Raw genomic sequence first — 12,772 nt, 5'->3', positions numbered from 1 at the left:
CGACAGATGTGAAAGTTGTAGCCGATGCGGGGTCGACGTCATATCGTGACCTCCACCGCCGCCGTGGTCGTCCGTGCCAGCTGCCGTTCTCGGGAGGGCCGATGGCTGCGAACCTCGCGGGAAAAGCGCTCGCCCGACTCAACCGATCAACTGGCAGCGTTGGGCAGCAACGGCGGGCAGTTCCCCTGGGCGTCGACAGCCAACTCGAAGTGCCAGAGCTCGTTGGCATAGATCTGGCACAGGCCGAACCGCGCGCCGTTGGCGATCAGCCAGGTGTCGGCGCTCTTGCCGCCGATGTCGACGGCCTGGCCGCTGACATGCTTGGACTGTTGTGGCGTCTGAACGTATTGCCGCGCAGCGTTGTAACTGCCGTAGGTCTGGATCGCGTCGTCGAGCAGTTGCTGCTGGAACTCCGGCGAGCGCCAACCGGAGGTGATCGTCATGGGAATCCCCTCGGCGGCTGCCGCGGTGGTCGCGTGCTGAACCGCTGCCAATAATGCGGGATCAAGCCGGCCGACCGCGGGGTCGGATACATCGAAGGGGCTCGCCGCATCGGCGGATGCTGTTGTCGTCGGCCCGAGGAACGCGAGCGCACCTGCCAAGGCCAAGACGGTACCGACGAGTCGCATGGGAACCGACTCTAGTCGGCGTGCCCGCTGGAGCCCGCGCCCAAGCCGACCCCGTTCTCCCGCAAAGACATCGGTGGTGTCGTCGCAGCTGCCAGCGCCGCGGCGTCGATCGTCTGACATCGGTACGGCAGCGTTTTCAGTCGCGCCGTCATCGTCGCGAGCGGATCCTCGAGAACCCCGCTGGTACCCGACAGGAACGCCCACTCGTGCTCGTCACTGCCGAAATAGACCACGGTGCCGAAGGTTTCGCCGAAACGTTCCCAGGACCGCACCAGCGTCTCGTTGCGCCAGAGCGTGGGGCAGCCCGCCTGGCCGACGACGATGGCGCCGATATCGCCGCACAGTTTCATGAAGTCCGCGCCGTAGAGGCGGTTGTGCTGGGCGGGTTCGGTGCGTTCGTCCGGCAGATCGATGACGACGACGTCGTACCGGGGCCCGGTGTGGTTGGCGACGAACTCGTATCCGTCGGTGTAGTGCACCGTGACGGCGCCGAGTCCGGCTTCCGCCCTTGCCAATTCAGCGGGCGTGTAACCGTAGGGCAGGTGTTCGGCGCAGAGCCGGACGGCCTCGCGGTCGATGTCGACGTGGTCGACGTGCGTGGCCCCGGCAGCGACGGCCATCTGGCTGGCCACGCCCTCACCGGAGCCGATGATCAGCACCCGATCGATTGTCTCGGTCAGCAGCATCGCCGGCACCATCAAGGCTTCGTGGTAGACGAGCTGACTGAATTCGGTGCTCTGCCGGTCCGAGTCGCTGAACAGCGAGATGCCCTGCTCGGTGCGGCCGATCACCAGATGCTGAAAGTCGGTGTGGACGTCGCACAGCACATCCGTGAGTTCCCAGGTGCGGCTGATGCCGGGTGCAATCGGCTCGACGATCTGCTTGCCGGCTCCGCGAAACACTGTGTGGACGTGGGCATCTGCCGCATCTACGGCCTGCCGCAGCAGCCGCACCGCCTCCTCGGCGTCGGCCGACTCCCCGCAGGTGAAGACGTCGACGAACATCGCGCCGCGCTCGGGATAGCTGTGGATCGACGCGTGCGATTCCGCGAGCAACGCCAGCACCGTCACACCGTGCGGCTCGAACCGCTTGTCCACCATGTCGCAGACGGTGGCTCCGGCGCGCTCGACGGCGCTGCGCAAGAGGTGCCGCAGCCGCACGCGATCGTTGGCCAGGTCAGGATCGATACCGGTGAATTCGGCCAGCACGTGACAGCCCGCGAAGCTGCTACCCGGTTGTGACTGCATCAGTGACCTCCACGAATTGCGTTGCAAGCGGTTCGAATCCATTGAACGACGACGAGTAACTCGTCGTATAGGCACCGGCCGACTCGATCTCGACCGCATCGCCCGGGCGCAGCGACAGCGGCAGCGGATACCGCTGATACAACACGTCATCGCCGTCGCATGTCGGGCCGGCAACCACCGCGTCGTCGACGGGATCACCATCGCGGCTGGTGCGCAGCCGGTACCGGATGTATTCGTTCTCGGTTTCGGCGAGGCCGCCGTAGCGCCCGATGTCCAGGTACACCCAGCGACGTCCGTCGGTGCCGGTCCGCACCGACACGACCTCGCAGGAGAGCGTGCCCGCCGAGCCGACGATCGCCCGGCCCGGTTCGATGACGACCTGGGGGACCGCCGGGAAGTGACGCCCCAGCGCGTCGCCGATGGCGCCGCCCACCAGCCTGACGTCGGGTACCCGCGCATCGTACGAGATCGGGATGCCGCCGCCCAGGTTGAGCGTCGCCAGGCCGGGCACAGCGTCGAAAATGACACGCGAACAACGGATGCCGATCTCCCACGCTGCCGGGTTGAGCTGCTGCGAGCCCACGTGGAAGGCCACGCCGTCCGCCCGCAGCCCGAGCCGCGACGCCTCGGTCAACAACCCGACCGCATCCTCGGGCGAGCACCCGAACTTGTGCCCGAACGGCGTCACCGACGACGGAAACGCCGGCGCGATGCGGCATTCGACGCTCGATCCCGGCGCGTTCTCGGCGGTAGCCGACAGGCCGTCCGCGGTATCGAAGGTGAACCGGCGCACGCCCCGCGCGAACGCGTAGGCGATCTCGGTGGGCTTCTTTAGCGGGTTCCCGAATGTCATCAGGGCGCCGTCGATGCCGGCCGCCGCACACAGGTCGATCTCGCCGACGGACGCGACGTCGAACGTGCAATCGAGGTCTGCCAGAAGCCGGAGCACGGGCTCGGCCGGGTTGGCCTTGACGGCGTACCGGACCTCGGCGGCGGGCAGCGCACCGCGCAATTCAGCAACGTTGCTGCGCACCGTCGCGAGGTCGATCGTCAGGTAGGGCCTACCGGGCACAGGCGGGACACTACTGAACGGATTCATCCGCCGCGCGTCGATCGGTGAGCGAAGGGATCAGCCGACGAGGTTGATGACGAGGTTGATCGTGCAGGCGATGATCACGGTGCCGTAGATGTAGCTGAAGAGGCAGTGCCGGAGCACCTCGGCCCGCATGTGCGCGCTGGTGACATCGGTGTCGGAGACCTGGTAGGTCATCCCCAAGTTGTACGAGAAGTAGTAAAAGTCGCTGTATTGCGGATCGACACCGGGGTTGTTGAAGTCGATGCCACCCGCGTCGTCGTCGTCATAGTAGATGCGGGCGTAGCGGGCCATGTACATGGTGTGGAGCAGCGCCCAGGTGGCGAGGATCGCGACCAACGCCATGCCTGCGTACGACGCCTTGTCCGCATCATTGGCGGACAGCAGGAGGATGCCGATGGAGGTCAGGCTGGCGGTCAGGATCAGGAACAAGACGAGGTCGCCGATCTCGTCGTCGACGTCGGCCTCACTTGCATGGGCCTTCGTCCGCTCGGGATCCATCCGCCACAGCACTGCGAGCGCCCACAAGACATGGCAGGCGGCGGTGACGATGACCACCGCCAGCAGACCAACGGGCCAACGCTGCGACAGCATCCCGGTGGCGAGGCCGACACCGAGGCCCGCGGTCAAGCTGATCCAGAATCTGTTCGCGCCGGAGAGTGATGTCACCTCATGCATTCTCCTGCGGTGAACCTGATTTCGGCGGGGTTCTGCCGGCCTCAGTTCCCGTAGAGCCGTAACGCACGCGCCGCCTCGGTCGCGATGTCGCCGCTCAACCTGGCGATGGGCGGGCCGCCGCGTTGGTGGATCACGTTCGCCAGCACCGCGACATAGGTGTCCGACTCAGGGTCGATCCAGAGGCTGACGCCGGTGAAGCCGGTATGGCCGAAGCTACCGACGGGGAAGACCATGCCGCGCGGCCGGGAGTGTTCGGTGTCGATGTCCCAGCCGAAACTTCGCAGCGATTGCCCCGCGATGGCCGGATAGTTCGGGGCCAGCAGGGGATCCGTTGTGTTGGGGTGATTTTCGATGGCCCTCCGACTGGCAGCGTCCGCCGCGGGCACCTGCTTGGCGTTGTGTCCCGGCTGTTGCGGCGTCGCCATCAGTTCCGCCGTCTCCGGCGCCAACGGGAACGGACTCGGACGGCCGGCGAGCCGGTCGAGCAGGGCCTGCGCGTACCGGCCGATGTCGTCGACCGTCGAGAACACCCCCGCACTGCCGCCGGTGCCGCCCATGCGCCTGGCCGTCGGGTCATGCACGGTACCGCGGATCAACTGGTCGAAGTCGGGGTTGAGTCCCGGGGTGTCATCGTCGTGCGCCGTCGGTGCGACGCGCCGCAGTAGGTCGGTGCTCCAGGTACCCGGCGGGCACGGGCCGGACGGACTGCCGTCGAAAACGATTGCCGTACCGCGAACGTGGTGGGGACCGCAGGCCTTGGCGGCGGGCAGGTACCGGGTATCGGAAAGCCCCAGGGGCGCAAACACATTGTCCTGCACGTAGTTGTCCAATGAGTCGCCGGTGATCTTCTCGATCAGCGCGCCCAGGATGATGAAGTTGAGGTCGGAGTAGTGGAATCCCTCGCCTGGACCGAACTCCAATGGCGCCGTGAGCGCGCGACGGATGCCCTCGGCCTTGTCGGCACTCGTCAGTCCCCAGGGGCCTTGGTGGCTGAGGTCGCCGCCCGTCCCGGATGTGTGGGTGAGCATCATGCGCACTGTCACCTGGGCGCGCCGTGGGTCGTTGGTGGGATTGAACTCCGGAAAGTAGGTCTCGATGGGCTCGTCGACCCGCACCAGGCCCTTTTCGTACAACTGCAGGAACGCGACGGTTGTCCCGAGGCTCTTCGACAACGACGCGAGATCGAAGATGGTGTCGTCGGTCATCGGCTCGGCCGGCGCCGCAGACCCGTCCAGCCCGGGCTCGTCACCCAGCCGGCGCGCGCCGTAGGCCTGCCGGAAGGCAACCTTCCCGGCGTGCCCGACCTGAATCACCGCGCCGGGCAATCGATGTGCCGCAATGGCCTCGTTGACCAGGCGGGACACCGCAGCGAATGGACCGGCCGGGACAACGGTGGGGATCGGGACGGCGCTGGGCGCCGGGGCGGCTGCGGGCGAGGCAGCCGGGGAGGCGGCGGGCGAGGTGACGGCAGGCGGTGCCGGTTGCCCGCACGCCGTGAGGACAAGCACGAGCGCCGAAACCCGGGCAGCGCGCAGCACCTTCATCGCTTCGACGCTAGCGCCTGACCCTGTTCAGCAGGAACCCGACGATGAGCAGTCCGCAGAACCACAGCGGCAATGCGATGGCTCCGGAGTGCGACGACGGGTCCAGCGTCATCAGGACATAGATCAGTGCGAAATACCCGAGGCACAGGTAGTTCGTGATCGGCGACAGCGGTGTCTTGAAGACGCCGGCTCCTTCGCGCGCCCGGAATCGCAGGTGGCTCAGCGAGATGATGCTCCAGGTGATCAGCTCGGCGCCGACGACGACGGGAATGAGGACCGCGAGGGCCTTGCCGGGGAGCACGATGTTCAGCAGCACCGCCACGGCGACGAATCCGGAGTTGAGCAGCAGGGCACGGACGGGCACGCCGCGGGCGTTGGTGTGGGCGAGGAACCGTGGGGCCTGGCCGCTGGCGGCGAGGTCGTACAGGATGCGCGCGTTGCTGTAGGTCATGACGTTCGCGACCGACAGCGCGGCGGTCAGCACGACGACGTTGAGCAACGTTGCGGCGCCGCCGATTCCCAGGCCGACGAGCATGAGCACGAACGGGCTGCCCTCGGTGCCCACCTGATCCCAGGGCCAGATGATCAACATGACGCCGATGGCACCCACGTAGAAGATGAGGATTCGCAACAGGACCTGGTTGATGGCGCGGGGGATGTTGCGGGCAGGTTCCTCGACCTCGCCGGCGGCCGTGCCGAGCGACTCGATGCCGCCGAAGGAGAACGTGATCGCGACCAGCGAGATCATGAAGGCGCCGAGCCCCTTCGGGGCGAAACCGCCATGCGCCCAGAGGTTTTCCAGGCCGTGCACGTTGTAGTCGCCGGCGCCGAAGATGATCGCGATGCCGAGCACGATCATGGCGATTACGGCTGTCACCTTGATCAGGGTGAAGTAGAACTCGAACTCGCCGAACGCCTTGACGTTGATCGTGTTCGCGGCGGTGATGAGCACGAGGCATACGGCGGTGGTGATCCAGCGTGGCAGGCCCGGGAACCAGAAGGCCATGAACTCGGAAGCTGCCGTCAACTCCACCATGCAGACGACGACGCAGACGTACCACCAGTTCCAGCCCGCGATGAATCCCGCTGGTTTACCCAGATATTCGCGCGCGTACGCCGACCATGACCCCGCGACCGGATGGGCGACAGCCATCTCGCCGAGCATCCGCATCACTCCGTAGAGGACGATGCCGGCGACGGCATACCCGAGGAGAACGATCGGCCCGGCGGTCTGCACTGAGGTGCCCGAGATGAGGAACAGGCCGGTCCCGATCGCGGAGCCGAGCGAGATCATCTGTAGATGACGGTTTTTCAGATCGCGGTGCATCGGCGCGTCGGTTGTGGAGGCGGTTTCGGCCCGGGGCCCCTCAGCGGGACGGGTGCTGGGAGCCATCGGATTGCCTTCCATTCGCCGGATGAGTCCGTAGAGGCTATCCCGGCCCGTTGGGTTACCGATCTGAATCACCGCACCGGCGTGGGTGCCACACTGGTGCCGTGACGACTCCGGAGCCGATCGAACCCGATACGAAGGACTGGACGTGGGTGCTGTCGCGCGCCTGCCCGGATTGCGGCTTCGACGCGTCGTCCCTCCAGCCCACCGATGTCGCCGTGCGGATCCGCGACGATGCCGCCGACTGGGTGCATCGACTCGCGTCCCCGGGCGTCCGAACTCGGCCTGAGCCCGGCGTGTGGTCGACGCTGGAATACGGGTCCCACGTCCGCGACGTGCACCGCATCTTCGCGCACCGTCTGCAGCTGATGCTCACGGAAGACGATCCGCGGTTTCCCAACTGGGACCAGGATGAGACGGCGATCGCCGATGACTACGCGTCGCAGGATCCCGCGGTGGTCGCGACAGAACTGTTCGACGCGGCGAACATCGTCGCCGCGACCTACGCGGGCGTGCCGGCCGACTCCTGGGGGCGCCGCGGATTACGCAGTAACGGAAGCGAATTCACCGTCGCGACCATCTCGCTGTATCACCTGCACGACGTCGTCCACCACTCCTACGACGTCAGTCGCTGACTATTCCGCCGCGGCCTTGATCGCCTGCAGGGTTTGCCGGATCCCGTCGCGCATGGATTGGGTGAAGACGTCCTGCCCGCCCAGGTAGGCGTCGATCACCTGGACCGTCTCAGCAGGACTGCCGTCGGGGTTCTCGCGCCGCTGGGTGAGCTTCGTCCCGCCCGCTGTGGGCTCCAGGCGCAGGGACCAGATGGCCCAGTTCTCCTTGATCCGGAACGCGATCTCGCGACCGCTGTCCAACCGCACCACGGTGCCATGCGTCGTCCACTGGAAGGTGCCGTTGCTGTTGAGGTTGGTGAACTCGACACCGTCGGCGACCTGCTCGGCACCGCCTCGCAAGCGGGTTGATTCGACCTGTGGGCTCCACTCGGCCATGCGGCGCACGTCGCTGACCAACGTCCAGACCTCGTCGGGCGCGGCGGCGATGTCGATGCTTTCCTCGAGCACCGGTTGCGGATTCGAAGTCATGAGGGCCCCAATCGCGAAGTTAAACGTCCGATCGGACGTGTTTCGGAGCCTAGCGATCACAGAGATTTACGTCCAGTCGCACGTATAAAATGCGGGGGTGGGAATCGACGACCAGTCGGATGGGCGGCGCGTCCGCGGTGACGCGACGCGGCGCAAGGTCGCCCACGAGGCGGCGATGATCGCGACAACGCACGGGCTCGACTCGATCACGGTGGGTGCGCTGGCCACGGCTACCGGGGTCAGCAAAAGTGGCATCCTCACGGTGTTCGGTAATCGTGAGGCAATCCAGGTCGCCGCGGTGGCCGAGGCGCGGCACATCTACCGCGAAACCGTGCTCGCCAAGGTGTACGAGGTTGCCCCCGGAGCGCCGCGACTGCGCGCATTCATCGACACCTGGACCGACTACCTGCTCGCCGGCGTGTTCCGCGGCGGATGCTTCATCGCCGCGACCACGGCCGAATACGGCCGCCGCGACGGCCCGGTCGCGGACGAGGTCAGGAAGCTCAAGCGCGGCTGGCTGACGTTCTTGGAAACCGAGCTGACCGCCGCGGGCTCGCCGAACCCAGCTGTCGACGCGTTCAAGATCGACGCGTTTCTCAACGGCGGTAATACCCGGCGGGAACTGTTTGCCGACGACACCGAGCTGGTGTGCGCCAAGGACCTCGCGCTGGGCGTCGTCGGCCAACTCCCGGGTGCGTAGTCGGGGATTCGCCGATTGCTGGACCCTGTGCGCTTTGCCGGCGTAGCTTCAGATGCATCTGGCGATGCGAACTGGGGGTTGCTATGGCGTCGAGGACGGGTGGCTTGGTGATCGCGGGAGTCGGTATCGCGGCCGCGTCGCTGCTAAGTGTGGGCGGGCCTGCGAGCAGCGTTCTCGCAGTAGGGCCATTTCCGGCCTGCTTGCCGTGGGAACCGCACTGTAATGCGGCAGACTGGGACACTCCGGCGGACGACGGCATCCCGGGCGACAACGCCGCAGAAGGTGGCATCCCCGCCCCAGCCATGGTGCCCAACGTCGACGGTTCGATGAGCCCGCCCGGCACGCCGGGGGCCATGTAGCCCTGACGAGGGTTGGCGGTGCCGTCAATTAATTCGCCAATTCCGCTTTCGTGCGGGTTGTCAGGCGTACCTTGAGCTACGCCTGACGTCCGAACGAAGGGGCGACTCTCATGGCGGCCGATGTCGACTTTTGTGTCGTAGGAGCGGGTTTCGCGGGCTTGACCGCGGCGCTGCGGCTGAAACAGGCCGGCCGTTCGGTGGCCCTGCTCGAGGCGCGGGATCGGGTCGGGGGCCGTACTTTCACCGAGGTGCTTCCGGACGGAACCTGGATTGACCGCGGCGGTGCCTGGGTCGGGCCGGGTCAGGACCGCATCAAGGCCCTGATGTCTCAGTACGGCGTGACCGAATACAAGGAGTACGTCGACGGCGACGCGATGATGGTCGTCGACGGCAAGATGCACCGATACTCGGGCACGATTCCGTGGGCGATGAGCCCGTGGGCCATCGCGAACCTCGGCGCGGGCCTCCTCGAGATCGGGCAGATGTGCAAGACGATCCCGTTCGACGCCCCGTGGGAGGCCAAGAAGGCCGCCGAGTGGGACCGAATCACCTTGGGGGAGTGGCTGCATCGCAACATCCGCTCGCACCAGGCACGCGAGATGCTCGACATGGCCATGGCCGGTATCTACACCTCAGCCGCTTCGGAGACGTCCTTGTTGTGGGCGCTGCACCAGATGGGCTCGGGCGGCGGACCGGTATTCGTCATCTCCAACTCCGGCGGCGCCCAGGACGCCCGGGTGCGCGGCGGCATGGGCGCCGTCTACGGACCGATGGCCGCCGAACTCGGTGACGCGCTGCATCTTTCGAGCCCGGTGGACCTCATCGCGCAGGACGACGACGGTGTCACGGTGCGGTCCGAGCGGCTGACGGTTCGCGCTCGGCAGGCGATCGTCGCCGTGCCACTGGCCGTCGCCACCCAAATCGACTATGAGCCAATGCTTCCCGTCGACCGGACGTTCCTGCACCGACGCATGCCCGGCGGCGCCGTCTACAAGATCTCCATCGTCTACGAGACGGCGTTCTGGCGCGCGGACGGCCTGTGCGGACAGTCGGCCGCACCGGGCAGTCCGGCCACGCTGACCATCGATGCCTGCACGGACACCGGCACCCCAGGCATCATGTGCGTCATCACCGAAGGCCCGGCCGCGCGCAAGCTCGGGCTGCTCGATCCGGCGGAACGCAAGGCCGCCGTCGTCAGGGAACTGGTCGACCGGTTCGGGGCGAAGGCCGCGTCCCCGGTGAGCTACCACGAGCAGAACTGGACGGTCGAGCGCTACTCCGGCGGCGGCATGATCAGCCACGCACCGCCCGGCGTGCTCACCGAATTCGGCCACGCGCTGCGGACCCCGTGTGGGCGGATCCATTGGGCCGGCGCGGAAAGTTCGGCCATCATGTGCGGCTGGATCGACGGTGCGGTGCGCTCCGGGGAACGCGCGGCCACCGAGGTGCTGGCCGCGGACAGCGTGGTCGCCGCCGGCTAACGGTTCGTCCGCCAGCGCGCGATCTCGCGGCCGATCTCGGTCTCTGCCGGGCGGTCGAAGAACCATTCCTGGCCGATCCGGTACCAGTTGTTGGTGCTCTGCAGATGGCCCAGGGTGCCGAAGGTGAGGAAGTCTGCGCGCCGGGAGAAGACGTGTTCGGGTGGCAGCATCTGGCGCTTCATCCCGGCGAATTCGGTCTGACGCGGATCGATGGCCGATACGACGGCGCCGGTGGCCAGTTCCGGTGTGATGGTGAGGTCTTCGTCGATCATGTGCCATTCGCTCGCGGCCCAGATGTATTCGAGGCAATCCTGCTCTGTCACACCGGATTCCGTGTCGACTATGCCGCGGTCGAGCATCAGGCGGTAGAGGTCGTCGGCGCGGCCTTCGATCGCGGCGTGGAAGCAGTCCAGCTCGAACGCCACGTTGGCCGGATCCATGCGGTTGTACAAGCCGAAGTCGACGAAGCCGACTCGGCCATCGGCGGCCAGCATGATGTTGCCCGGGTGGGGATCACCGCAGAATTCGTGGTTGGTGAACAGCGACCCGATATAGAAGCGGTAGACCAGTTCCCCGATGTGATTGCGGTCGGCCGCGGGCAGCGACCGCATGTGATCGAAGCCTTTGGCATCAAGGTATTCGGTGACCAGAACCCGCGGCGTGCAGAACTCGGCGACGCTGTCCGGGACGATGATGAACGGGTGGTCGCGGTACTGCTCGGCCACCAAGTGCTGGGTGTCGGCTTCCCGCAGGTAGTCCAGCTCGCTTTCGAAGTTCCGGGTGATCTCGTCGAGCATCGCGGTGTTCGCCGACGGCCACAGCCGCCAAAGCTTCATCAGCAGCGCGAGATTGCGCATGTCGGCCTGGATCGCCCGATCCACGCCCGGGTACTGAACCTTGACGGCGACGTCGCGACCGTCACGCAGCCGGGCGCGGTACACCTGGCCGATTGATGCTGCGGCCGTGGGGAATTCGTCGAAATCGGAGAAGACGCCCGAAAGGGGGCCCAGGTCGGCTTCGATGACCTCGCGCATCGCGCTGAACGGTGCCTGCGGCGCCTGATCCCGCAGTGCGGCAAGCTTTTCCCGGAACTGCTCCCGGTGCGATTCGGGCACCAGGTCGAGTTCGATCACCGACAACATCTGGCCGAGCTTCATAGCCGCGCCCTTCATGGACCCCAGCACCGTCACCAGGTTCTCGGCCATCTGGATGGTCGCGCGCTCGGCCAGCAGCTCCTTGGCACGTTCCGACCGGCCGACCATCGACAGCCGGGTTCGGCCGCCGCGCACAGCCTGCTTCGCGGCCAGGGCGCCCAACTTGCCACCCCGCGCAAGACGCCCTTCAGGCAGTCGGCGTGCCACGCTGCCTCCCACGGAATCGGTGCAACGACGCCATCAACGTACCGGCCTGATCATGCGGGTGTCTCGTGCTCCCAGGACTCGGCTTCGCGGGTGAGGTGTTGCCAGGCCTCCAGGCTCGCCAGGCGGGCGCGGGCCTCGCCGTCCAGCACGGCGGAGACCTCGAGCACCTCGATGACGACGCCTTCTCTACCGGCCACTTCGAGCACGTACGCCACGACGTCGGTGTCGGAGTGGCCCAGCAGTGCGGTGACCGCAGGCCGCGCGAGCTCGGGGTCGATCCGGTTTAGTAGCGACAGCAGCGCCGCCAGCACTTCCGGCTTGCCCGTGATGGCGGCCCGCGCCATCCGCAGGGACCGGTCCGTGCCGGCGGCCCGCATGATGTCGTTCATCACCTTCGTGTCCGACACCAGGACGCCGGTCAGGATGATGCCTTCGTCGTCGTCGATGGCCCGCTCGAACGCCACGATGAGTTCGTCGGTGGCGTATTCGACGAAGCGCGACGCCGTCAGATAGTCACGTCGCCGCAGCAGCTCCTTGGCCGCCGGGATGAGCAGCTTGGCGGGTAACCGCGGCGCGAAGTGCGGGATGACCCGAGGGTCGACGTACGGCGCCGCGTCGGCGAGGTAGACCGGTTTCAGCCCGGACAGCACCCCGATGGCGCGGTCGCCATGCGCCAGCCCCACCGCGCCGCCCACGCGCCCCGCGACTTCCGGCGGCACGGCCCGCTGAGCGACGTTGACCACCAAGGCATTTGGGACCAGCGGTGCCAGCTTGCCCACGCGGGCGAAGACCTCGGCCTGTTCGTCGAACAGTGCGTCGGACATCGCGTTGCGCAGGGCCTTGAGGTCGTCGGCGCCCAGCCGTTCGAGGCTGGACAGATTCGCGGCATCGGTCTGCAGTAGCGCGGCCAGCAGTGACAGCTGGGCGCGGGTCAGGATGTCGGCCATCGGCGGGTCACCTTCCGAACAGGATCTTGCGGGCGGCGGGGCGGATCAGCCGGGGCAGGACCTTGAGCCCATCGTCGAGTGACTCGTTCAGGCTGCGCTGATGGGCTACCTTGGCTTTCCTCAGCAGGCCGAGCAGCAGGGCTGATTCCTCGGGGGTGAGCTTGTCGAGTACTGCCCGCGGTTGTCCGAGCTCATCGAGCAGCGGGTTGTCGGCACCCGGGGCCTCGGCCTTGTCCATCT

14 protein-coding genes are annotated in these 12,772 nt (G+C 66.8%); 4 read left to right on the top strand and 10 right to left on the bottom strand.

Going from position 1 to position 12,772, the window contains the following annotated elements; translation table 11 throughout:
- Positions 1-146: 146 nt before the first annotated feature.
- From ACWW1C_RS28815 to ACWW1C_RS28790, 6 genes are read right to left on the bottom strand one after another with little or no spacing between them, the layout of a single operon-like run.
- Positions 147-629, bottom strand: a complete 483-nt coding sequence (locus ACWW1C_RS28815) for a M15 family metallopeptidase (protein ID WP_455981436.1) — start codon at positions 627-629, stop codon at positions 147-149.
- 11 nt (positions 630-640) lie between these two features.
- Complete coding sequence (gene speD, locus ACWW1C_RS28810) at positions 641-1,876, bottom strand: adenosylmethionine decarboxylase (RefSeq protein ID WP_455981435.1); 1,236 nt, start codon at positions 1,874-1,876, stop codon at positions 641-643.
- Positions 1,857-2,948 carry a type III PLP-dependent enzyme gene (locus tag ACWW1C_RS28805; protein WP_455981434.1) on the bottom strand — a complete coding sequence of 364 codons (1,092 nt, stop codon included), beginning with the start codon at positions 2,946-2,948 and terminating at the stop codon, positions 1,857-1,859. Before ACWW1C_RS28805 ends, speD begins: the two co-directional genes overlap by 20 nt.
- Before the next feature lie 57 nt (positions 2,949-3,005).
- Positions 3,006-3,647, bottom strand: coding sequence for a DUF1345 domain-containing protein (locus ACWW1C_RS28800; protein ID WP_455981433.1), 642 nt, complete (start codon positions 3,645-3,647; stop codon positions 3,006-3,008).
- Positions 3,648-3,688: 41 nt separating this feature from the next.
- Positions 3,689-5,191 carry a serine hydrolase domain-containing protein gene (locus ACWW1C_RS28795; protein WP_455981432.1) on the bottom strand — a complete coding sequence of 501 codons (1,503 nt, stop codon included), beginning with the start codon at positions 5,189-5,191 and terminating at the stop codon, positions 3,689-3,691.
- Between the two features lie 10 nt (positions 5,192-5,201).
- Positions 5,202-6,584, bottom strand: a complete 1,383-nt coding sequence (locus tag ACWW1C_RS28790; protein WP_455981431.1) for an amino acid permease — start codon at positions 6,582-6,584, stop codon at positions 5,202-5,204.
- A 101-nt stretch (positions 6,585-6,685) separates the two neighbouring features.
- Between ACWW1C_RS28790 and ACWW1C_RS28785 the strand changes: the two genes are divergently transcribed.
- Positions 6,686-7,216, top strand: coding sequence for a DinB family protein (locus tag ACWW1C_RS28785; protein WP_455981430.1), 531 nt, complete (start codon positions 6,686-6,688; stop codon positions 7,214-7,216).
- Here ACWW1C_RS28785 and ACWW1C_RS28780 read toward each other — a convergent pair whose 3' ends face one another.
- The gene (locus ACWW1C_RS28780) at positions 7,217-7,684 is read right to left on the bottom strand and encodes an SRPBCC family protein (protein ID WP_455981429.1); all 468 of its coding nucleotides are present in this window, start codon (positions 7,682-7,684) and stop codon (positions 7,217-7,219) included.
- 97 nt (positions 7,685-7,781) lie between these two features.
- Between ACWW1C_RS28780 and ACWW1C_RS28775 the strand changes: the two genes are divergently transcribed.
- The 3 genes from ACWW1C_RS28775 (at position 7,782) to ACWW1C_RS28765 (ending at position 10,224) form a co-directional block, all read left to right on the top strand.
- Positions 7,782-8,384 carry a TetR/AcrR family transcriptional regulator gene (locus ACWW1C_RS28775; RefSeq protein WP_455981428.1) on the top strand — a complete coding sequence of 201 codons (603 nt, stop codon included), beginning with the start codon at positions 7,782-7,784 and terminating at the stop codon, positions 8,382-8,384.
- Positions 8,385-8,491: 107 nt separating this feature from the next.
- Positions 8,492-8,743: a hypothetical protein gene (locus ACWW1C_RS28770; protein ID WP_455981427.1), complete on the top strand. Its 252-nt coding sequence runs from the start codon at positions 8,492-8,494 to the stop codon at positions 8,741-8,743.
- Between the two features lie 110 nt (positions 8,744-8,853).
- Positions 8,854-10,224, top strand: coding sequence for a flavin monoamine oxidase family protein (locus ACWW1C_RS28765; RefSeq protein WP_455981426.1), 1,371 nt, complete (start codon positions 8,854-8,856; stop codon positions 10,222-10,224).
- On the opposite strand, the gene ACWW1C_RS28760 is transcribed toward ACWW1C_RS28765, so the two are convergent.
- Genes ACWW1C_RS28760 through ACWW1C_RS28750 form a run of 3 tightly spaced genes read right to left on the bottom strand, consistent with a single transcriptional unit; the run spans position 10,221 to position 12,770 of the window.
- Positions 10,221-11,585, bottom strand: coding sequence for an ABC1 kinase family protein (locus ACWW1C_RS28760; protein ID WP_455981425.1), 1,365 nt, complete (start codon positions 11,583-11,585; stop codon positions 10,221-10,223). The two genes, ACWW1C_RS28765 and ACWW1C_RS28760, sit on opposite strands and share 4 nt — an antisense overlap.
- Positions 11,586-11,635: 50 nt before the next feature.
- Complete coding sequence (locus ACWW1C_RS28755) at positions 11,636-12,532, bottom strand: hypothetical protein (protein WP_455981424.1); 897 nt, start codon at positions 12,530-12,532, stop codon at positions 11,636-11,638.
- 7 nt (positions 12,533-12,539) lie between these two features.
- Positions 12,540-12,770 carry a hypothetical protein gene (locus tag ACWW1C_RS28750; protein WP_455981423.1) on the bottom strand — a complete coding sequence of 77 codons (231 nt, stop codon included), beginning with the start codon at positions 12,768-12,770 and terminating at the stop codon, positions 12,540-12,542.
- Positions 12,771-12,772 lie beyond the last annotated feature (2 nt).

The sequence above is a fragment of the Mycobacterium sp. HM-7 genome (genome assembly GCF_053852335.1).
The sequence above is the reverse complement of the archived record's forward strand: the minus strand, read 5'-3'. Positions and strand labels throughout refer to the sequence as shown.

Bases quoted from the DNA above. Each gene is read 5' to 3' on its own strand.
- ACWW1C_RS28815 (WP_455981436.1), bottom strand. From the start codon at position 629: ATGCGACTCGTCGGTACCGTCTTGGCCTTGGCAGGTGCGCTCGCGTTC.
- speD (WP_455981435.1), bottom strand. From the start codon at position 1,876: ATGCAGTCACAACCGGGTAGCAGCTTCGCGGGCTGTCACGTGCTGGCC.
- ACWW1C_RS28800 (WP_455981433.1), bottom strand. From the start codon at position 3,647: ATGCATGAGGTGACATCACTCTCCGGCGCGAACAGATTCTGGATCAGC.
- ACWW1C_RS28795 (WP_455981432.1), bottom strand. From the start codon at position 5,191: ATGAAGGTGCTGCGCGCTGCCCGGGTTTCGGCGCTCGTGCTTGTCCTC.
- ACWW1C_RS28790 (WP_455981431.1), bottom strand. From the start codon at position 6,584: ATGGCTCCCAGCACCCGTCCCGCTGAGGGGCCCCGGGCCGAAACCGCC.
- ACWW1C_RS28780 (WP_455981429.1), bottom strand. From the start codon at position 7,684: ATGACTTCGAATCCGCAACCGGTGCTCGAGGAAAGCATCGACATCGCC.
- ACWW1C_RS28765 (WP_455981426.1), top strand. From the start codon at position 8,854: ATGGCGGCCGATGTCGACTTTTGTGTCGTAGGAGCGGGTTTCGCGGGC.
- ACWW1C_RS28755 (WP_455981424.1), bottom strand. From the start codon at position 12,532: ATGGCCGACATCCTGACCCGCGCCCAGCTGTCACTGCTGGCCGCGCTA.
- ACWW1C_RS28750 (WP_455981423.1), bottom strand. From the start codon at position 12,770: ATGGACAAGGCCGAGGCCCCGGGTGCCGACAACCCGCTGCTCGATGAG.